A 21,652-nucleotide genomic window follows, 5' to 3' on the forward strand; every position below is an offset into this window, starting at 1 on the left:
TTTATTTTTAAGAATTTTGAACAAGAATAAAAAAGTTATAATATTAGGGGGTAAGGGAACAGCTATCAATTTTGCCGAACTGATTTACGATGCTAGTTCGAGGTATGCTGCTGATATTGAATTTTTAGGGTTCGCGTTTGATGATGAATCTTTTGGAGATTCAATAAACGGTTTTCCTATTCTATGTAAAACTTATGAGGCATATGAAACTCATAAGAAATTTGATGATGTATATTATATTTTTCAAATGCATAGACAGGATTTAATGGAAGAAAGGGCTAATTTAATAGAATCATATAATATTCCTTTAGAAAAATGGTTTACGTTTATCCATCCGACATCTTATGTGGCACGAAGCGCAAAAATAGGTAATGGAACTTGTATTGCAGCTCATTGTGCAATACATTCGAATACTGTTATAGGAAATCATTGTACCTTTAGTTCAAATACCACTGTAGGTCATGATTCTTTAATTGAAAATAACGTATTTACAGGTACACACGCTTGTATTGGAAGTTCTGTAAAAATTAGAAAATTTAATTTTTTAGGTCAAAATGCAGGAATATCTACGAACGTTGAAATTGAGAAAAATAATTTGATTGGATTAGGAGCCTCTGTAGTTCATAATATTACTGAATCTAATCAAATTTATATAGGTAGTCCAGCAAAATCTTTAAAACCAATTAAATGATCTCAAATAAAGCTAAAATCGGAAGTAACGTCGAAATTGGAAATTATGTAGTAATTGAGGATGGTGTTGAAATTGGTGACGGTACAGTAATAAAAAATTATGTAGAACTTAGGAAGAATACTAAAATCGGCAAAAATTGTTATATAGATTCCAGAGTTTCTACATCAGGTTATTGTACAATTGGCAACAACGTTACTTTGAGATATGACTCTATTATAGCCAGAGGATGTGAAATTGGAGATAACACCTACGTATGCCCAAGAGTCATGACCAATAATCTTGATACCGGAAAGCATCAAATTGGGGGAGCGAAAATTGGTTCTAACTGTTTTATAGGAACAAATACAGTTTTTCAACATGGTATCGTAGTTGGGGAAAATTGTATTACGGGAGCAATGTCTTTTATTAACAAAAGTATTCCTGACAATGAAATTTGGATAGGTAGTCCTGCGAAATTTTTTAAGAAAAATAATTAACATCACTATTCTAGTAGATGATGAAGCTAGAGCAAAATGAAGGGGTGCCTAAACATTAACTATATTTTATGAAACTCACCTATTTTATTGATCATAATAAGCCAAAGGTTGATGATTTATATTATTACTTTATAAACAACGATAAAGATTTTTCCCCAAAATTAAGTTCTAGGGTAATTTTATCTGATTATGCCCTTAAATTGGTTAATAATGCAAATTTTATTTTAATAAGAGATAACTCATCTAATGCTATTTTAGGGGTTGTAGCTTTTTATATAAATGAAAATGATAAAATTGCATTTTTATCCAGTTTTCATATTGTAAAAGAATATCGGAGAAGGGGAATAGCAACATTTTTACTGGAATACTTGATTAATTTTTTAAAAAAAGAAGAATTTAAAAAATTATCCTTGGAAGTTGATAAAACTAATACAAAGGCGCAGGACTTATATTTAAAATTGGGCTTTAACGTTGCAGAGATAATTACCCAGAAATATTCTTTTCTCATGACTAAAACTTTATATAAATAGAACTTTTATATTTTTCAATCAACGAATATGCTTAATATACATCTCTGTGATAATGAAAAGTTTATAGATGTTGCATTCCAAAAGTTTGAAACATTTTATCCGAATAGCAATTATTTTTTTATTCATGGAAAAAAATCTTTTGATTCTGAATTAAGTAAAAAGGAAAGATATTCAGTAATTGACTTAAGAGATAAGTCTAATAGTAGATACATTCAAAAATTTATATTTTCCAAGTTATCGGGAAAAAAGGTAAATATTAACATTTTCATACATTATTTAGATCCTAAAAAAGCAAACTTAGTCAATAGCTTAACAAAGGAATTTGAATTTAAACTGTATTGGATTTTTTACGGATCAGATTTGTATACCATTTTATATAATAAAGGGTTATATGAGTTGTATGACAATGATCTAGGTGCATCTTTAAAACAAACCTTAAAAAAAGAAAAGCGTAAAATCTATAATTTTTTTTCAAGATATTCTGGGAATAAGGCAATTCAAAAAACAATCAGCTCCTTAGATTTTTTTTGTTTTTGGAATGAGTTGGATTTTAAATTGCTTCAATCAAATTTTGACACAGATGCTCGCTTTAAGTTTTTTAGATATGGAATTATTGGACAGGAGCTATTTGACGAAAAATACTTTTTTTCTGAAAAAGAATTTCTTTTAGTAAACCATTCGGGTTCAAAATCTGGAAATCACTTAAGAGTATTAAAAAAACTTAGAGATTTAAGAATTCATAAGGGAAAGCATAGATTATACGTTCCTTTAAGCTACGGTGATCAGGAAAATATAAATATTACTCATTCCTTTTGTCTAAAGAATTTCCAAGATGTTTATACTCCATTATTAGAATTTTGTCCAAAGGAAGATTATTACTGGTTTTTGTCGAAAGTGAAAGTTGCATTTTTTGGTCATAGACGCCAAGAAGGAGGCGGGAATATTAATTTTCTTTTATCCACAGGGTGTAAAGTCTATTTGAGAGAAAGTAGCAATTTATTTGAATTTTACAGGAATCTTGGTATTAAGGTTTTTAGTTTCGAAAAAGAATTATCTAATGAAGGGGATCTCGAAATATTAGACCAGAGTACTCAATTTATAAATCGAGAGAGGCTACTAGATTTTTTTTCCGATAAAAATTTGGTTCAATCTTATTCTGAACTTATTGAATAATAAATTGGATGTCATTTAAAAATTTAAAATTTATTCTTAAAAAGTTTTAGAATGGAAGTATCTGTAATAATTCCTGTTTATAACGCAGAGCGGTATGTTAGAATCGCAGTTGAATCAGCTATTGTTCAAAGGGAGGTTTCAGAAATAATATTGATCGAGGATAATTCACCCGACAATGCGTTGGAAATATGTGAAAGTCTGGTAAGTGAGTATAGTAAGATAAAGCTTTTGAGGCATCCAAACGGTGAGAATAGGGGAGCGAGTGCCAGTCGAAATTTAGGAGTGAGAGAAGCAAAAGGAGATTACATATCTTTTTTAGACGCAGATGATTTTTTTGCGGCAAACCGCTTTAAAAAAACGATGGAAGTGTTTTCTGAGAATCCTGAAGCAGATGGCGTATATGAGGCTATAGGGATTTTTAATAAGACCCCGGAGGATTATAAATTATATAGTGTTTCTAAACCAATCGCACCTCCAAAATTATTTCATTTTTTTTTAAGAGGTACTTATGGTCACTTTTCAACTGACGGAATAACCGTGAAAAGATCATTTTTCGAAAAGGCAGGCTATTTTAATGAAAAATTACCATTACACCAGGATTCTGAGTTATGGTTAAGGATGGCTTATTTTGGGAAATTATATGCAGGTAATTTAAATACTCCCGTAGCTTTTGCCCGAAGACATGAGAATAACAGAATAAGCACAGCAAATAAGGAGAGTAATCTTAAATTCTGGAAAGCCGTAAAAAAGTTTTTTGAAAAACAGCAAATTTCGCCTATCGATAAATTTTTGATCAATCGTAAAATTGCCCGACTGGAAAGTAACTCTTCCTCTCAATATTTAAAATCTATAATAAAAAATTCTTTAGGTTGAGGTTTGCGGCTTTCATAATGACCTATGAACGGGCAGAAATCTTATCCCTCACTATAGATAAAATTCTCTCCCAAAGCTATCCTCCTCAGGAGGTCTTGATTGTAGATAATAGTTCTTCAAACGAAACTCAAAAATTCTGGGAGGGCCTGGGGAATGACCTTGTTACCTACCACAAAATGGGTTATAATTCCGGACCCGCAGGTGCAGCATATTACGGTCTTAAAGCACTTGCAGAAAAAGGCTACGATTGGATATTTTGGGGAGATGATGACGATCCACCAAAACATTCCGGAGTATTTAAGGAATTACTTTCCATAGCCGGTCGAACGGAGAATGTCGGGATTGTAGGAGGCCTGGGGGGGCAATTCTTAAAAAACCGTGCCAGAACCCGAAATTTTTACAACAAAGAATTACAGGGTATTATGGACGCTGATTATGTTGCAGGTGGACAAATGATGATCGTCAATTCAGATGTAGTAAAGGAGGGGATTTTGCCAACCCAAAAGCTGTTCTTCGGTTTTGAAGAACTTGACTTTTGTTTAAAGGTAAAAGAACAAGGTTATAGGATTGTTTTTGATGGGGAAAGGATAAAGAAAGAAAGGATCGCAAGAGGTGATACCCATCCAGACTATAAGTGGCAAGGTAAAACCTTTGGGAATAAGGAGTTGGTTTGGAGACAGTATTATAGTATAAGAAATATGTTATATATCCTAAAATCCCGTCATATATATACTGGATATATTTATTATTCTGTCCGAAATATCTTTAAAATTTTAGCATCATATAAATATGGGTTGAATTATGGCACTCAGGTTTTAAGACTATATAAAAAAGCATTTTGGCATCATCTTAACGGAAAATATGGTTATCAAGGGAGAAACAATTTATAGATTTGCAAATTATAATGAACCCTGTATTTAACATATTCCTAACCCCCCATTTAAAAATGGAAAAATCAAATAAATTTAAAATATTGGACTGCACCCTTCGGGATGGCGGTTATTATACCAACTGGGATTTTAATAAGGATATTGTAAAAACCTATTTCCAATCTTTTAACAGTTTACCTGTAGACTATCTTGAAATTGGCTATCGTTCCAATCCAATGAATTCTTATCTGGGAGAATATTTTTACTGTCCGCAATACCTATTGGAAGAATCTAAAGAAATAAGTTCTAAGAAATTGGTGATTATTTTAAATGAGAAGGATGTAAGGCCTGAACATGTAAAAGATTTATTAGGACCAACTTCCGGTTATATAGATATGGTAAGAATTGCCATCGATCCGAAAAATTTTAAAAGAGCTTTGGTGCTGGCAGAGGAAGTTAAAAAACATGGCTTTGAGATAGGGTTTAATGTTATGTATATGTCCAATTGGGAAAATGAAAAGGAATTTCTGGGTCAGATCAAAGAGGTTACAGGAATCGCAGATTACTTTTATATGGTAGACTCATTTGGAGGGGTATATCCCGAAGATGTAAAAAAAACTTATGAAATAGTGAGGGATCAAACCGATACTAAAATAGGTTTTCATGGTCACAATAATTTACAATTAGCCTTAATTAATACTTTAACTGCTATAGAATGCGGGGTCGATATAGTTGATGCTACAGTGACAGGAATGGGACGTGGTGCCGGGAATTTACAGACTGAACTATTGTTGACTGCCTTAAATGCAAAAGGTTTACTGGACTTTGATTTTAACTCCTTGAGCAAAGTGGTGGATCCCTTTGAAAAGATGCAGAAGGAATATGGTTGGGGAACAAATCTGCCCTATATGGTTTCCGGAGCAAATTCTCTCCCACAAAAGGAGGTGATGTCCTGGGTGACAAAAAGATATTATTCCTTAAACAGCATCATAAGAGCACTTTCCAATAAATCCAGGGGAATTGAAGATAATATGGATTTAAAGAACCTTAATGGAGAGAAAAAATTTAAAACTGCTTTAATAATTGGAGGTGGACCAAGTGGAAAGAATCATTCCATGGCCATTAATGAATTTATAAAAAACCAGGATGATATTTGCTTAATACATTCCAGTTCAAAGAATTCGCAAGAGTATAAAAATATTGAGACTCTGCAAATCCATTGTTTAGCAGGAAATGAAGGGCATCGATTAGAAGAAAGCTACAGCAATATGAATATAGACAACAAGTTGGTAGTTTTACCCCCATATCCAAGAACTATGGGGACTTATATTCCCAAAAAACTGGAGGAGGTCGCTTATCAATTAAACGAAATAAATTTTACTGATAAATTCCATGAATCGGTAACCTCCTTAGCAATAGAAACGGCTCTTAAACTTGGTGTAGAAAAATTCTTTTTTGTAGGGTATGATGGGTATACAGGAGCAATAAAAACCCAGGAATTAGAATTATTTAATGAGAATGAATATATCTTTCACAGCTTAAAAAATAACAGAGAATTTACTCCTATATCCTTAACGCCTACTCAATATGATAATTTGGAGACTCAATCTGTATTTGCATTAATTTGATTGTATGTCTATAGCGGTTTTTTTGCCTACCCGAAAAGGAAGTGAACGGGTTAAAAACAAGAATACCCGTAAATTTTCCAAATTTGAGGGTGGTTTATTAGAATTAAAGTTAACTCAATTAAGAGATTTGCAGGTGGAAGAGGTGATCTTATCTACTAATGATGAGGCCTCGATTGCTGTAGCTGAAGAATTCTTAAATGATTTCCCGACTTTAAGAGTAATTCCCAGGCCAGAATATTTAGCTTTAAGTACAACCAGTTTAAGCGATCTTATAAACTATGTCCCCGGTTTAACAAGGTGTGAACATATTCTCTGGACTCACGTTACTTCACCCTTAGTAGGTACTGCCATATATTCTAATTGTTTAGCTGCCTATAAAAAATCCTTAAACGAGGGTTTCGACTCGTTGATGAGTGTCACTCCTTTTCAAAATTTTTTATGGAATAAAGAACGGAATGATATTATAAACAGAATAGGAAAAGAGAGGTGGCCAAAAACCCAGGATCTGGAAACCTTATATGAAATAAACAGTGCGGTTTTTATTAGTCCAAAGGTTGTTTATAAAGAACAACAGGACAGGGTTGGGAAGCATCCCTTTTTATTTGAAATGGAAAAAATCACTTCCCTTGATGTAGATTGGGAAGAGGATTTTAAAATAGCCGAAGCAGTTTATGACAAATATTATTGATAAAAAAAATATCCTATGGGATTTTGACGGGGTAATCATGGATTCCATGCCTGTTAGAAATAGGGGCTTTGAGTTGGTTTTAAAAGAATACCCAAAAAAACAGATAGAACAACTAATGGATTTTCATTTAAAGAACGGTGGCTTGTCACGTTACGTGAAGTTTCGGTATTTCTTTGAAGAAATCAGGGGAGAAGAAATCAATGAAGATGGAGTTGCATTATGGGCCTCCCGGTTTTCTGAGGTAATGAAAAAGGAACTTCTTAACCCGGCTTTATTTATAGAGGACACATTAAGTTATATCAAAAAAAAGCATCAGGATTTTGAAATGCATATCGTTTCAGGTTCTGATCAGACTGAACTCCGTTATATTTGTGAACAGCTGGGCTTAACTAAATATTTTATCAGTATTAACGGATCCCCAACACCTAAAAAGGAACTTGTGAGAGATCTTTTAAATACTTATTCTTATAAGCAGGAAGAAACTATATTAATTGGCGATTCAATAAATGATTATGAAGCAGCCATTACTAATGGTATTAATTTTAAGGGTTATAACAATCCCTCCCTAAAAAATCTAGATGCAGATTATATAGAGAAATTCAGCCATGAATAAGCTTATCAACTTCTTTAAAGGCATTCCCTTTTTTTTCCAGGGAATTAAGGTTTTTCACCCTAAAATTAGCTTTTCGGGTAAGCGTGTAGCTATTGTGGGGCCTGCCGATTCAGCTTATGAAATGGAAAACGGATCTTATATCGATGGATTTGATTATGTGATAAGGATTAACAAAGCCATTTCAACCTGGAAACACGAAAATGAAAAATATATTGGTACAAGAACAGATCTTTGGTTTCATTCTTTTTTTGAAAATGAGAAAAGTGGGGGGGGTAAATTAAACCCTGAAATTATTATAGAGCGAGGGGTTAATACACTTGTTAATCCAAGATCCACATTCCAGGCTTATAGAAGAACTTTTAATTTTTATAGAAAGTACAAGCACACTATTCCTGTTTACCACCTGTCAGATAACGTGTATCGGGCTTTGAAAAAAGAATTTCCGGATAATTTGCGACCAACGGTTGGGTTTACCGCACTATATGCGGCATTAATCTCGGAATGTAACGAATTGTTTATCACAGGATTCACGTTTTTTAAAACACCTTATGCACAAGGCTATCGGGATCATTTAGTGGATTTGGAAGAGAATAAAAAGCACTTTAAAAAACAAGGGATTCACGATGCCGGACTGGAATTTATATTGTTCAAAAAGTTTTTAAAGGAAAGCAGATGTGAAACAGTAAAGCTTGATAATAAATTGGACGCTATTCTGGCAAATGATTAAATATGGGAAAGCTAAAGATTTTATATTATTCTAATGCTTTTATTGCAACTCACGGGGGTCGATTACACTCCGAGGCTTTTTATAAAGAATCCTCTAAGCGTATTGAAGTAGATAGGATTGAAGCCTTTCCGGTCCCCATTAAGAATCAATCAAAGCATGCTAGTAATGGGGGGCTTAGAGGAATCTTAAAAAGAAACACCTTCCTCCAGATTCTGTTTTTTTACAGAAGAAATAATAGAAGCTATAAGGAAATTATCGAAAAAATACGGAATAGTAAAGGTGGAATTAATGTCTTACATATACGACTGGATTCTAATTTCCTTATCATTTCTAAACTTAAAAAGGAATTTCCAAAACTATTTATTACCACTGAAGTTAATGCTTCTCCTTTTGAGGAAAATTTCTCTAATATAGCTTTTAAATCTTATTTCAGAGGTCTTGAGAGAAAAATGCTTGCCAAAGCTGATGCGAATTTCTTTGTATCAGGTTTTTTACGGCAGTCTATTATGAAAGTCGTAAATAAAAACAGAGATTTTGTAGTTCATAACGGGGTAGATGAAAATTTTATAAAGAAAGATGGAAATTTAGGGAAAGCGGGGAACACTGTGGTCTTTGGTTATATAGGAACAATAGATTATCATAAAAAATTAAAATCCCTGATAGATTCTTTTAAAGAAGTAGATGATCAATATCCCAGCAAAGTAGAATTATTAATAGTGGGAGATGGACCACAACTTGAAGAAATTAAAAACTATGTGCTTATAAAAGACCTTAAGGGGAAAGTGAAATTTCCTGGTTGGGTTGCGCATAGTGAAATACCAAAATACCTTCAAAAAATTGATGTGGCTATACATCATTCAGCTAAGCCTTATATGAGTCCGTTAAAGTTGTTTGAATATATGGCAATGGGAAAAACGGTTATAGGTCCTGACACCCCTGCAGTAAGAGAGATCTTTACGGAAGATGAAATATTATTTGTTTCTCCGGGATTAAATGATTTAACCAATAAGATGTTGTACCTCTTTGAGAACAAAGGGAAAAGATTGGAAATGGGAAAACTGGCTCAACAAAAGGTAATTACAAATTTTAAATGGGAGAACAATGCAGCAAAGATTATTAAGGTAATGCAAAATAAATTGTATGAAAATAATTAATCTTATACAAAAACCACAATTAAGAGGTGCCGAAATTTTTGCCTGCCAGTTATCCAATCATCTTGTGGATAGAGGACATGATGTAATTGTAGTAAGTATTTTTCCGGGTGATTCCAAATTGCCGTTTAAGGGAGAAATAATACACTTAAACCGGTCAGTATCTAAAAGATTGTTTGATTATGGTGGATGGAAATTGTTCAATAAAATTATTGAGGATTTCAAGCCCGATATTATACAGGCCAATGCGGCTGATACTTTAAAGTTTGCCGTAAGTTCTAAACTTTTATTTAAGTGGGATTCTAAAATAATTTTTCGAAATGCAAATAAAATGGGTGACTTCATAGACTCCCAAATGAAATGGCAATTAAATAAATTTTATATAAATAGGGTAGATCATGTTATCTCGGTAAGTAAAGAATGTGAAAAAGACTTTATAAAAACGTTTAAATATTCCGAAAACTTAATAAATACTGTAGAAATAGGGGTGGAAGAGACTGCTATTGACAAGCTTTCCAATGATCTAAGTGACATTTTTCAACGAGGCCCCGTACTGGTTCATATTGGAGGATTTGTACCTGAAAAAAATCATGAAGGTCTTTTGAAAATATTTGCCAGGGTAAAAGAAGAGTATCCTGAAATTCAGCTTGTACTTTTGGGAAAAGGTAAATTAGAAATTCCTATAAAAAACATGGTAAATCAAATTAAGTTTGGAGATGATGTTCATTTTTTAGGTCATAGATTAGATGTTCTTGAAATATTAAAAAGTTCACGAGCTTTCTTGTTGCCAAGTTTTATAGAAGGTTTACCCGGTGTAATTCTGGAGGCCATGTATTGTAAAACCCCGGTGGTTGCCTATGATGTTGGAGGAATTTCTGAAGTAGTGAAACCTGAAGAAACCGGTTGGTTAATTGAAAAAGGCGACGAAGACGGCTTTGTTCGTGCAATTCACGAAGTTTTAAATTCCCATTCGGAAAACGAATCCAGAATTAATGCTGCCAAAAGATTAATTCATCATAAATTCCTGAACTCCAAAATTGCAGAAAGATTTGAAGCTGTTTATGAAAAGGTTGTAGCAAGATAAGTTTGGAACCCACATTTCTTTCTTAATCATATTTTAAAATCTTGGTGCCTGTCCAGATTGGCTTAACTTTGGGGCTTTAAAGAAATTATGGCTAAAATAAAAGTACTTCATATCATAAAATCTTTAGGAAGAGGAGGGGCAGAAATGTTACTTCCGGAGACTCTTAAACTTCATGACTATGAAAGATTTGAGTTTCATTATATCTATTTCTTACCATGGAAGGATCAAATGGTCGGAGCAATTAAAGATGCCGGAGGCAAAGTGACTTGCTTAGAGGCGAAAGATAATATCCGGTTGGTATTACAAAATAAGAGAATTATATCTTATTGTAAAGAGCATAAGGTAGATTTGATTCATTGTCATTTACCCTGGGCGGGATTTGTTGGTCGTATGGTTCATAAAAAGACCGGGATTCCCGTGGTGTACACCGAGCATAACATGCAGGAACGCTATCATATCGCAACAAAGACCATTAATAAACTAACATTTAATTTTCAGAATCTGGCATTGGGGGTATCGCAGGATGTTACTGATTCGATAAGGAAAAATATCCATCCAGATATTCCAGTACGAACTTTATTGAATGGAGTGAATACAGATTCTTTTCAAAGATCAGGAGGATCCGGAATCCGATCAGACCTGGGAATCCCTAAGGACGCTATAGTGATTGGGAATGTGGCTGTTTTCAGGTTCCAGAAAAGGCTTGTAGAATGGTTGCAGGTAATTAAAAAGATCCGGGAAAAGAATTCAAACGTTTATGGAATTATTGTGGGAGCTGGACCTTTGGAAGAAGAAATTAAAAAGGAATGGAAGGAGCTGGAGCTTGAAAATCTTGTATTTTTTCCGGGCTTGAGAACAGATGTAAAACCATATTTCGAAGCAATGGATATATTTATGATGAGTTCTTCTTTTGAAGGCTTACCTATTGCGTTATTGGAAGCAATGAGTATGGAATGTGCTGTTGTCTCTTCAGACGCCGGTGGAATAAAGGAGGTGGTCAGGAATGAACAGGACGGCTTGACCTGTAAAGTGGAAGAATGGAAAAAACTTTCAGACCTTTGCCAAATCCTGGTAGATGATTCGGAAAAATTAATGAAATATAAAAAAGCTGCGAGGGAAAGGGTTGTGAAGAATTTTAGCCTGAGGAGGATGGTGGATGAACTGGAAGTTATATATAGTGATCTTGTGACCTAATTGGGGACCGGGAGACTAGGAGAAGAGGGGACTGGGAGACGTGGGGACTATGAGAATTGGGGACCGGATGATATCGAGGCGAAGAGATCGGAGGAGAAGGAAGCTTGGGGACTAGGAGACTGGGGAACTATTATATAACTTGATCTGGCAGCAATATCACTTGTCAATTAATCTGCTAAATGTAAAACTGATATACCAATTAACAAATCACTAATTACTAATTAGCCGGTTCACGAATCCCGAATTAACGAATTAACGAATGCACATAAGAGAAGCCACTCACAATGATATCCCACAAATCCTAAAGGTTTTAAAAGCAAGTTTAGGAGAGACTTCTTCAAAAAAGACCGAAGCTGTATGGAGGTATAAACATATAGATAACCCCTTTGGAGAATCATTGGTGCTGGTAGCTGAAGAAGAGGGCGAAATAATTGGAGTGCGGGCGTTCATGCGATGGAAATGGCAAAAAGGTGACCAGGTTTATTCCGCCTTTAGGGCGGTAGATACGGCAACTCATCCTGCTCATCAGGGGAAGGGGATCTTTAAAAAACTTACTTTAAAAGCTTTGGAAATAGGGAGGGAGCGTGGAGATCATTTTGTTTTTAATACTCCCAATGAACAAAGTAAGCCGGGTTATATTAAAATGGGATGGGAAGAAGTAGATAAGATAAAAATACATTTACGCCCTTTAAATATTCTACGGTTTAAAAACAAAGAACTAGAATACAAAACCTTAGGTAAAGAAGAGGCCATTGTAGACCTCCTAAATAATCATTTTGAACAACTAAAGGCTGCCGATAGACTTTTTACCCCAAAAGATGTAGCTTATATAAAATGGCGCTATCTTCATAATCCATTGCAGGACTATGTTGTAATATTTGATAGGGAATATTTCATCGCAGGGTACATTAAAAACAGGGGGAAAATTAATGAATTTAGGATTTCAGAAGTTATTGTTTTAAAGGCAGGAATGGAATCTGCAAAATTGGTAATTCTAAAATTAGCAAAATCATCTGGAGCAGCTGTTTTAACAATGTCACCAGATGCGGAGATCAATTTTAAAGCGGGAATTACTGGGAATTTCGGGCCGGTTCTGACTTACAAACCTATTAATCTTAACCAACTTGAATTTTTAACCCTAAAAACCTGGTCTTATAGCTTAGGGGACCTTGAACTATTCTAAATGATAGGAACCTTAGTCTTAATAATTTTTCTTCTCCTTATTAATCAGGGACTATTTAGCTCGTTTTCGAAACGGCATAAATGGTTTTCCAAAAAATTAATGAACTCCCTTTTTCTTTATCATCTTTTCTTCTTCGGAGTATATTATACTTATGCCTCGTTTGCCCGGTCTGATTCTGTAATGTATTATGATAGACCTACCTGGTCCCAAAACTGGCTGGACTATTTTGGTACCAGTACTACCTTTATTGATTTTATGTCCTGGCCGTTTATAAACATTTTGAATTTCAACTATGAAATGATGATGTTATTATACTCCTGGTTTGGTTTCGTAGGTTTTGTCTATGCCTATTTGTTTTTTAGGGAAAATATTCCCATTAAGATAAAAGTTTTTAAAAATATTGATTTTTTATCTCTGGTCCTTTTTCTTCCAAATATGCACTTTTGGACAGCCTCTTTAGGAAAAGGTGCACCAATTTTCATGTCATTAATGATGTTTGCTTACGCTATTAAAAAACCAAAGAGTAGGTGGGTTGCTTTGCTGATTGGTTCATTAATTACTTATTACATTAGGCCCCATGTATTTTTATTCATTGCAGCGGGTACTGTTGTAGGTTATATGACAGGTAAAGGTAAAATTGCTTTTTGGAAAAAGCTTTTAGTTTATGTAGGAATGATTGGGAGTTTAGTTTTAGCTCAGGACACAATTTTAGGAATGGCCGGTCTGAATGAATCTGAAGATTTAATACAAGGTTTTGAAGATTTTTCAACTGACAGAGCTGAAGATTTAAGTTCTTCAGGTTCAGGAGTCGGTATGGCAAATTATCCATTGCCGTTTAAATTGTTTACCTTTTGGTTCAGACCGTTATTCGTGGATGCTCCAGGGGTATTAGGTCTTATAGTTTCAGTTGAAAATTTGATTTATCTTTTGCTTTTTATTAAAATATTAAATAAAGATTTTTTAAGATTCTTAAAGAACTCACCTATCAGCGTAAAAATGAGTTTAACCACTTTTTTTCTGGCTTCCCTGGCGATGGCTTTCGTGATGTCCAATCTGGGTATTATTATGCGACAGAAATCAATGGTAATGTATTTTTTATTCTTTGTGATCTATTATTATTTGGCTCAGAAGAAGTATGATAGGATCATGAGGTTGAAACTCTTCAGAAAATTAAAGAATGAAAGAATGGAGGTTTCCAGCTGAGAAGAGGGGACTCTGAGAATCGGGGACCTGGGGCCGAGGAGACCGGAGGAGTGACAGCGCCAAAGAGTTTGTGACCAAAGGGATTAAGAGACATAAGGACGAGTTGGAGATTTGGGAATAACCTAATTCACCAATTAATCTAATAAACCAATTATTATGATCAAAAACGGAGCTTTAGTCATTTCACTTGATTTTGAACTGCTTTGGGGAGTTTTTGATAAAGTGGAGTGGAGGGAGAAGAGAGAATATTTTCGAAATACCCGAAAACTCATTCCCGAGATCCTGCAGCTGTTTGAGAAATATGAGGTCTCGTGTACCTGGGCCACGGTTGGAATGTTATTTAATGAAAATTGGGATGAATGGAATCAGAATTTTCCCGAAATGCTGCCTGAATATGAAAATAAGAATCTTTCTGCTTATAGTTATGGAAAGTTAATTCAGAGTAAAGAGACTGAGGAACTTTGTTTTGCTCCTAATTTGATAAGGCGAATCATAGAAACCCCGGGACAGGAAGTAGGGTCTCATACCTACTCTCACTACTACTGCCTGGAGCCTGGACAGTCCCTGGAGAGTTTTAAAGCTGATCTGCTTAAATCACAAGAGCTGGCTAAAAAATTCGCAATTAGACTTAAGTCTTTAGTCTTTCCCAGAAATCAGTATAATAAAGACTATCTTCAAGTGTGTAAAGAAACCGGGCTACAGAATGTAAGAACAAACCCTGATGTGTGGTACTGGAGAAATACCCAGAAAGATAGTCTGCAGCAGAAAATATTCAGGACCGGCGATGCTTATTTTGGCCTTAAAAATAAATCTTACAAAAATATTCCTGAATTAATTCCGAAATTACACGGTCAAAAAGCGAGCAGGTTATTAAGACCACATAGTGGGAGAAATTTTCTGGATAAAAAACGTGTACAAAGGATTCAATCTGAAATTAACCAAGCGGCAAAGAATAAGGAAATTTATCATCTTTGGTGGCACCCACATAACTTTGGTGGTAATCCGGAAAAAAACTTAGAGGAATTAGATTTTATACTCAAACATTTTAAATCCTGTCAAAATAAATTTGAATTTGGATCATTCAATATGGCAGGAATTACTTCACATCAAAGGTAAACAAGGATATTATCCTATCAATCGGCGCTATTCATCTAAAACCGGATATATCTCTATGTGATATTCTCCAAAGTGATTTGGCTGTTAAATGATAATAAATTTCTTATTATCTCCACTAAAAATGGAGTTTCAGCTGACATAATTAAGGTTTAAAATAAAGGTGGATTGGATATACTATTTTTCTGGCTTTAGATGACCGCTTTTTTAACTAATTTCAGGGTAATATGCATTAGATTATAAGGCAGGTGGGGTACTAATCTTCCGCTTTAAATGTAAATAATTATTGAGAAAACCATTTTTCCGCAAGTCCTCCGAACGAATTTGACTACATTTATTTTGCCTTAACAGTTCCTTTTAATAATATTAAGCCAATTGCCTACAATTTTGGAAATCACTTTCCTCCAAAAGGCCTCCTAATTTTTCTAAAAAGATTTTAATTTTCTGCACTTTGTCGGACGTAAACTAAGTTCATCGAAAACTAAATTCACCTTCTTTTTTCCCCATGACGATTGATTAAATTTAAGGTAATAGAAACCAAATCAAATTGTTATGAAAAAAATTTACTTATTGTTGATGGTCGCCTTGATTTATTCCTGTTCTGTAGAAGATGACAGCTATCTCGAATATGGCGATGTACATTCTTTAACCGGCTCTGCAGTAGAAAATGATGACTGCAGCACGGTTAACGCCGGAGCTGATGCTTCAAGAACTATTACCCAGTCTAAAGCCGATGCTATCTCTGGTGTTGACCAGGTACGACAACTTTATTTAAACTTGTTAGAAGAGGGAGTTACTCGTGATGGAGAATTTGATCCAACCATTTGGAGTCTTATTAATTCCTATAACGGTCCGGGAACTTATTCAACAACCTATACTATAACAGAGGGAGATTGTTCAGATTCTGTGGAGCTAACTATTGTGGTGGTTCCAAACGGAAGCTCAGATCCCACCTGTGATTTAACAGCAGGAGCCGATGCTTCAAGAACTATTACCCAATCTAAAGCCGAGGCTATTACTGGTGTGGACCAGGTGCGAAACCTTTATTTAAACTTATTAGGCGAAGGGGTTTCGCGTGAGGGAGAATTTGATCCATCCATTTGGAGTCTTATTAATTCTTATACTGGTCCTGGAACTTATTCAACAACCTATACTATAACAGAGGGAGATTGTTCAGATTCTGTGGAGCTAACTATTGTGGTGGTTCCAAACGGAAGCTCAGATCCCACCTGTGATTTAACAGCAGGAGCTGATGCTTCAAGAACTATTACCCAATCTAAAGCCGATGCTATTACTGGTGTGGACCAGGTGCGAAACCTTTATTTAAACTTATTAGGCGAAGGGGTTTCGCGTGAGGGAGAATTTGATCCAACCATTTGGAGTCTTATTAATTCCTACACTGGTCCGGGAACTTATTCAACAACCTATACTATAACAGAGGGAGATTGTTCAGATTCAGTTGAGCTCAGTATCATAGTTGTACCCGACAACTCATAAGAATCCAATCTCTGATTATAAACAAAGGCTGCGGTGCAGCCTTTGTTATTTTATCTATAGGAGAAAGGTGTCAAAATAATTTCCCTCCTTTTTTAATTAAGAAAAAAAAATTGATTATAAACATTTTGTTTTAAGTTATTATTTAAATTAAATCATAATGATCGTTTCTAAATTTTATAAATCCTTTACCTTCAAATTCTTTTAATCATTGAATGATATGGAATTCTGCATTTGGTCGATTATGATCTTCGATACATCGAAAATTTCCGCCATTTCCGTTCTTTTTCATAGCCATTGATTAAGTTTAATAATTACTTAATCAATTTGTTATGAAAAAAATATACTTATTGTTTATGGCCTTCACCTTCCTATCCTGCTCTGTAGAAGACGAAGGGATAATGCCAAACGAAAATTATTTAATGGATCTTTCCGCTGTAGTCGAAGGAACCGGCTGTGCAACTGATTCTTACCCCTTTGAAGATGCCGGTGTGATTGAGGTGGTGAATGATGAAGAGGTAGTTTATGTGACCATACTTGCCAACAGTGGGTATGTACTTAACACTGTGCGTCTCCAGGTAGGGGATCACCTTGATGATTTTCCTTTAACAGGGAATGGGAATTTGCCTCCCGGCCAAATGAAAATTAATGAGTCTTTTTCGTCCGGAGTAACCCAACGTACTTATGAATTTCCACTTTCTGATTATTCAGATTCAGTTACCATTGCCTCTATTTCAAGTTTCTCCGGTACTGCGGGAAATATTACCGCCTGGGCAGGGGATAATCATGTGCAATCAGGGAATTGGTCCTATTTTGAATATATGATCCAGGATTGCCACAAACCATGTAAGGAGTTTGACGCGGGTCAGAATAAATCGAAAACAATTACTTCATCTAAAGCCGATGAAATCTCTGGGGTGGACCAGGCACGAAATCTTTACTTAAGCTTGTTAGACCCGGGGGTTAACCGTAATGGCACCTTTGATCCTTCTATCTGGTATTTGATCAATGATTTTAAAAGGAGCGGTGTCGGGGCCTATACAACAACTTATACTATAACCGAAGGAGATTGTTCTGATTCTGTTGAGCTCAGTATGATAGTGGTACCAGATTAACTGGAGAGTTCGGACTTCAATCTAAGGCTATCTTTAAAGCAGCCTTATTTCAATATTATCCTAATTTGGGATAATTTTCTCTTCATGTAAAATTTCTAATGTCTGAAAAGAATTAATTGTTCATAGCCACTGAATTTAATTTGTTCAGAATCTATCTTGGCTTCTGTCTCTTTGATTTTTGGTTGTTGCGCGAAAGAGTCTCCTTTATTTCTCCAATAGCTAAAAAAGTATTTTTAGAAATCGGTATATTTGGCAAAAATAATAATGCCTCCCAAACTTATCCGCATTACGACAGTTCCCCTTTCCCTCGAAAAACTTCTGGAAGGGCAGCTTAGCTTTATGAACGATCATTATGAAGTGACTGCTGTTTCGGCGGAAAAAGCACGTTTAGACAGGTATGGGCGTGATAACCGGGTAAAAACTTTTCATGTAGAAATGACCCGTGCGATTACTCCCCTAAAGGACATGAAAGCTGTCCTTAAATTGTACAGGTTCTTAAAAAAGGAAAATCCCCTGATCGTTCATACCCATACCCCGAAAGCTGGAATTGTAGGAATGCTGGCGGCAAAGATGGCAGGGGTGCCGGTAAGATTGCATACTGTTGCAGGTATGCCCCTGATGGAAACCACCGGAACCAAAAGAAAGATCCTGGAGCAGGTGGAGAAATTCACCTACAGCCTTGCCACCAGAATTTATCCCAATTCGCGTGGACTGAAAGAAATTATTTTGAAGGAAGGTTTTGTGGAGGAGCAAAAACTTAAGATCCTGGGAAAGGGAAGTTCCAACGGAATAGATACAGAATATTTCGATCCACGGCGATATTCTGAAGAAGATAAAACCGCTCTGCGAAAAGAATGGAAGATCACTGAAGCAGACCTGGTGTTTATTTTTATTGGTCGCCTGGTGTCAGAAAAAGGTATAAATGAACTGGTTTCGGCCTTCAATGAACTTCAATTAAAACATCCGGATGTTAGCCTGCTTCTCGTAGGTCCTTTCGAAGAAGAACTGGATCCGCTCTCTCCCTCTACATTAAAATTGATTGAAAACCATCCAAAAATTATTACCACCGACTATCAAATTGATGTCAGACCATTTCTGGCAATTTCAGATGTGTTGGCCTTTCCGAGCTATCGGGAAGGTTTTCCGAATGTGGTAATGCAGGCAGGGGCAATGAGGATACCTTCTATCGTGAGTGATATCAATGGCTGCAATGAAATTATTTCCAATGAGATCAACGGACTCATTATTCCGGCTAAATCTGGGAAAAGTCTCTATACCACGATGGAAAAACTGGTAACAGATGTTGAACTCAGAAAGATACTTTCACAAAATAGCCGTGAAATGATCTGTGAACACTATGAGCGGAAGGAATTCTGGGAAATTTTGTTAAAGGAATACAAAACCTTGGAGCAGGAAATTTCAAAAAACTAATTTAGCAGCCCGGGGAAAATGTCCTGACTTACTGTATATGTACAGAAAATTTTTTAAGCCCATTATAGATTTTACGGTTGCATTATCGGCTTTGTTGATCCTGAGTCCCTTTCTGCTCATGTTCGTACTACTGCTGGCATTTGCTAACGGGGGAAATCCATTTTTCCTGCAACGCCGGCCCGGTAAGAATGGTAAGATCTTCAGGATCGTGAAGTTTAAAACTATGACCGATGAAAAGGATAATGAGGGGAAATTACTGCCGGATTCTGAGCGTTTAACGGCCGTTGGCAGGTTTGTAAGAAAGACTTCCGTAGACGAGATCCCGCAGCTGTTCAACGTTTTGAAAGGTGATATGAGTTTGATTGGCCCACGTCCATTGCTTCCGGAATACCTTCCGCTATACAATGAGAGACAGATGAGAAGACATGAGGTAAGACCCGGAATAACCGGATGGGCACAGGTAAATGGCCGAAATGCTATTAGCTGGAACCAAAAATTTGAATATGATGTATGGTATGTGGAAAACCTGTCTTTTGGCCTCGACCTTAAAATACTTTTTAGAACCTTCAGGAAAGTGCTGATCTCTGAAGGAATAAATACAGCGAATATGGCAACTACAGAACCTTATAACGGAAATAATTAAATGAATCTATACGGAGCCAGCGGCCATGCAAAAGTGGTTATTGATATTATCCACTCCCGAATGGAGGAGATACACTATGTCCTGGATGATAATCCTGCCATCACAGGCTTATATGATTATCCTGTAATTAGTTCTTTTGGACCCGAAGTTTTACGCAGGGGTACATTAGTGACCATAGGTGATAATGAAATAAGAAAAAAGGTAGTAGACAGGCTCGATGGCCCAATTTTTAAAGCCATCTATCATGCCGCAGCCGCTGTAGATCCAACCGTGGAATTTGGAGAAGGTACAGTAGTTATGGCTAACGCTTCCATCAATGCCGATACTATCATTGGAAAGAATTGTATAATAAATACCGGGGCCACTGTTGAGCACGACTGTGTTTTGGGGAATTATGTCCATATTTCCCCCAATGCTGCCCTGGCCGGCGGAGTGGTAGTAGGAGAGGGGTCTCATATTGGAATTGGGGCAGTGGTCATACCCGGGATCAAGATCGGAAAATGGGCTACTGTTGGAGCCGGAGCAGTAGTAATAGAAGACGTTCCCGATAATGCAACTGTTGTAGGAAATCCGGGAAAGATCATTAAATATAAGAATGAGGAAAATGAACAACGATAAAATATGGTTGTCCTCCCCACACATGGGTGGGAATGAACGAAAGTTTATTGATGAAGCCTTCAACCAAAATTGGATTGCTCCTTTGGGACCTAACGTCAACGGGTTTGAGGAAGACCTTCAGAAATACCTTCAGGAGGATGTAAAGGTCGCGACATTAAGTTCCGGAACGGCAGCTTTGCATTTAGGCCTGATTTTATTAGGTGTAGAAAGGGGAGACGAGGTACTGTGCCAGAGCCTTACTTTTGCGGCGTCAGCCAATCCAATAATTTACCAGGGAGCCACTCCGGTATTCATTGACAGCGAGCCGGAAACCCTGAATATTTGTCCGGGAGCTTTGGAGGAAGCAATCATTGACCGTATGGAGCAAGGAAAGAAACCTAAAGCTATCATTGCGGTACATCTATACGGCATGCCTTATAAAATAGAAGAAGTTCATGCAGTGGCCAAAAAATATGACATTCCCGTCATAGAAGATAGTGCCGAGGCATTGGGTAGCAGTTACAAAGAGCAGAAATGCGGCACTTTTGGTGACCTTGCCATACTTTCCTTTAACGGCAATAAGATCATTACAACATCCGGAGGAGGGGCTTTAGTGACCAAAGATCAGAAACAGAAAGAAAAAGCCGTTTTCCTGGCAACACAGGCCAGGGATAATGCGCCCCACTATCAGCACAGTGAGATTGGTTATAACTACAGAATGAGCAATATTTGTGCGGGAATTGGAAGAGGCCAGATGCAGGTGCTCGACCAGCATGTAGAGGCGCGGCGGGAAATGCATAAATTTTATCAAGCTCTTTTTGAGGAGGTAAAAGGAGTAAATATATTCAGTGAACCTAAAAATACTTACTTTTGTAACCACTGGCTTACGGTTATTACCATAGATAAACAGGAAAGTGGTTTTACTTCGGAAGAATTAAGACTGCATCTGGAGAAGAAAAATATTGAAAGCAGGCCACTTTGGAAACCAATGCATTTGCAACCGGTTTTTAAAAGTGCACCTTTCTATGGAAGTAGTGTAGCTGCTGAAGCCTTTGAAAAGGGTCTTTGTTTACCTTCAGGTTCGAATTTATCACAAGATGATAAAACCCGTATCGCTGAAGCAATAACAGAATTTTTTACGGTAAGTAAAGAAAATTGATCCTATAAAGCTCTTGT

22 protein-coding genes are annotated in these 21,652 nt (G+C 36.1%); all 22 read left to right on the top strand.

Features of this window, described 5'->3' with window-relative positions; translation table 11 throughout:
* The first annotated feature begins 16 nt into the window (after window positions 1–16).
* On the top strand, window positions 17–691 hold the full coding sequence (locus tag ACFSTG_RS11550) for a hypothetical protein (RefSeq protein ID WP_380752829.1): 675 nt from the start codon (window positions 17–19) through the stop codon (window positions 689–691).
* Complete coding sequence (locus ACFSTG_RS11555) at window positions 688–1,167, top strand: DapH/DapD/GlmU-related protein (protein WP_380752832.1); 480 nt, start codon at window positions 688–690, stop codon at window positions 1,165–1,167. Before ACFSTG_RS11550 ends, ACFSTG_RS11555 begins: the two co-directional genes overlap by 4 nt.
* Window positions 1,168–1,235: 68 nt before the next feature.
* On the top strand, window positions 1,236–1,697 hold the full coding sequence (locus ACFSTG_RS11560; RefSeq protein ID WP_380752834.1) for a GNAT family N-acetyltransferase: 462 nt from the start codon (window positions 1,236–1,238) through the stop codon (window positions 1,695–1,697).
* 27 nt (window positions 1,698–1,724) lie between these two features.
* On the top strand, window positions 1,725–2,870 hold the full coding sequence (locus tag ACFSTG_RS11565) for a hypothetical protein (protein WP_380752837.1): 1,146 nt from the start codon (window positions 1,725–1,727) through the stop codon (window positions 2,868–2,870).
* Window positions 2,871–2,921: 51 nt separating this feature from the next.
* Window positions 2,922–3,743 (top strand): glycosyltransferase family 2 protein, encoded by an 822-nt coding sequence (locus tag ACFSTG_RS11570; RefSeq protein WP_380752840.1) that lies wholly within the window; start codon window positions 2,922–2,924, stop codon window positions 3,741–3,743.
* Window positions 3,740–4,633, top strand: a complete 894-nt coding sequence (locus tag ACFSTG_RS11575) for a glycosyltransferase family 2 protein (RefSeq protein ID WP_380752843.1) — start codon at window positions 3,740–3,742, stop codon at window positions 4,631–4,633. The genes ACFSTG_RS11570 and ACFSTG_RS11575 overlap by 4 nt, the downstream gene beginning before the upstream one ends.
* A 56-nt stretch (window positions 4,634–4,689) precedes the next feature.
* Window positions 4,690–6,240 (top strand): aldolase catalytic domain-containing protein, encoded by a 1,551-nt coding sequence (locus ACFSTG_RS11580; RefSeq protein WP_380752846.1) that lies wholly within the window; start codon window positions 4,690–4,692, stop codon window positions 6,238–6,240.
* Between the two features lie 4 nt (window positions 6,241–6,244).
* On the top strand, window positions 6,245–6,928 hold the full coding sequence (locus tag ACFSTG_RS11585) for an acylneuraminate cytidylyltransferase family protein (RefSeq protein ID WP_380752848.1): 684 nt from the start codon (window positions 6,245–6,247) through the stop codon (window positions 6,926–6,928).
* Complete coding sequence (locus ACFSTG_RS11590) at window positions 6,912–7,541, top strand: HAD family hydrolase (RefSeq protein WP_380752851.1); 630 nt, start codon at window positions 6,912–6,914, stop codon at window positions 7,539–7,541. The genes ACFSTG_RS11585 and ACFSTG_RS11590 overlap by 17 nt, the downstream gene beginning before the upstream one ends.
* Entirely contained in the window at window positions 7,534–8,268 is a 735-nt protein-coding gene (locus ACFSTG_RS11595; protein WP_380752853.1) for a glycosyltransferase family 29 protein, read from the top strand. Before ACFSTG_RS11590 ends, ACFSTG_RS11595 begins: the two co-directional genes overlap by 8 nt.
* Before the next feature lie 2 nt (window positions 8,269–8,270).
* The gene (locus tag ACFSTG_RS11600; protein ID WP_380752855.1) at window positions 8,271–9,422 is read left to right on the top strand and encodes a glycosyltransferase family 4 protein; all 1,152 of its coding nucleotides are present in this window, start codon (window positions 8,271–8,273) and stop codon (window positions 9,420–9,422) included.
* The gene (locus ACFSTG_RS11605) at window positions 9,409–10,503 is read left to right on the top strand and encodes a glycosyltransferase (protein ID WP_380752858.1); all 1,095 of its coding nucleotides are present in this window, start codon (window positions 9,409–9,411) and stop codon (window positions 10,501–10,503) included. The genes ACFSTG_RS11600 and ACFSTG_RS11605 overlap by 14 nt, the downstream gene beginning before the upstream one ends.
* 87 nt (window positions 10,504–10,590) lie before the next feature.
* Window positions 10,591–11,697, top strand: coding sequence for a glycosyltransferase (locus ACFSTG_RS11610; protein ID WP_380752860.1), 1,107 nt, complete (start codon window positions 10,591–10,593; stop codon window positions 11,695–11,697).
* A gap of 259 nt (window positions 11,698–11,956) precedes the next feature.
* On the top strand, window positions 11,957–12,880 hold the full coding sequence (locus ACFSTG_RS11615; RefSeq protein WP_380752862.1) for a GNAT family N-acetyltransferase: 924 nt from the start codon (window positions 11,957–11,959) through the stop codon (window positions 12,878–12,880).
* 297 nt (window positions 12,881–13,177) lie between these two features.
* On the top strand, window positions 13,178–14,083 hold the full coding sequence (locus ACFSTG_RS11620) for a hypothetical protein (RefSeq protein WP_380752865.1): 906 nt from the start codon (window positions 13,178–13,180) through the stop codon (window positions 14,081–14,083).
* 156 nt (window positions 14,084–14,239) lie between these two features.
* Window positions 14,240–15,199 (top strand): polysaccharide deacetylase family protein, encoded by a 960-nt coding sequence (locus tag ACFSTG_RS11625; RefSeq protein ID WP_380752868.1) that lies wholly within the window; start codon window positions 14,240–14,242, stop codon window positions 15,197–15,199.
* Between the two features lie 549 nt (window positions 15,200–15,748).
* Window positions 15,749–16,693: a hypothetical protein gene (locus ACFSTG_RS11630; RefSeq protein ID WP_380752871.1), complete on the top strand. Its 945-nt coding sequence runs from the start codon at window positions 15,749–15,751 to the stop codon at window positions 16,691–16,693.
* A 329-nt stretch (window positions 16,694–17,022) separates the two neighbouring features.
* Window positions 17,023–17,805 carry a hypothetical protein gene (locus ACFSTG_RS11635; protein WP_380752873.1) on the top strand — a complete coding sequence of 261 codons (783 nt, stop codon included), beginning with the start codon at window positions 17,023–17,025 and terminating at the stop codon, window positions 17,803–17,805.
* A gap of 264 nt (window positions 17,806–18,069) precedes the next feature.
* Window positions 18,070–19,236, top strand: a complete 1,167-nt coding sequence (locus ACFSTG_RS11640; protein ID WP_380753757.1) for a glycosyltransferase family 4 protein — start codon at window positions 18,070–18,072, stop codon at window positions 19,234–19,236.
* Window positions 19,237–19,273: 37 nt separating this feature from the next.
* A complete protein-coding gene (locus ACFSTG_RS11645) occupies window positions 19,274–19,879 on the top strand; it encodes a sugar transferase (RefSeq protein WP_380752876.1) in 606 nt (201 codons plus the stop codon).
* A complete protein-coding gene (locus tag ACFSTG_RS11650) occupies window positions 19,880–20,497 on the top strand; it encodes an acetyltransferase (RefSeq protein WP_380752879.1) in 618 nt (205 codons plus the stop codon).
* On the top strand, window positions 20,484–21,635 hold the full coding sequence (locus ACFSTG_RS11655) for a DegT/DnrJ/EryC1/StrS family aminotransferase (protein ID WP_380752882.1): 1,152 nt from the start codon (window positions 20,484–20,486) through the stop codon (window positions 21,633–21,635). Before ACFSTG_RS11650 ends, ACFSTG_RS11655 begins: the two co-directional genes overlap by 14 nt.
* Window positions 21,636–21,652: the final 17 nt, after the last annotated feature.

It is taken from the genome of Salinimicrobium flavum (genome assembly GCF_042684505.1).
In the GTDB taxonomy this organism is placed as follows: Bacteria; Bacteroidota; Bacteroidia; order Flavobacteriales; family Flavobacteriaceae; genus Salinimicrobium; species Salinimicrobium flavum.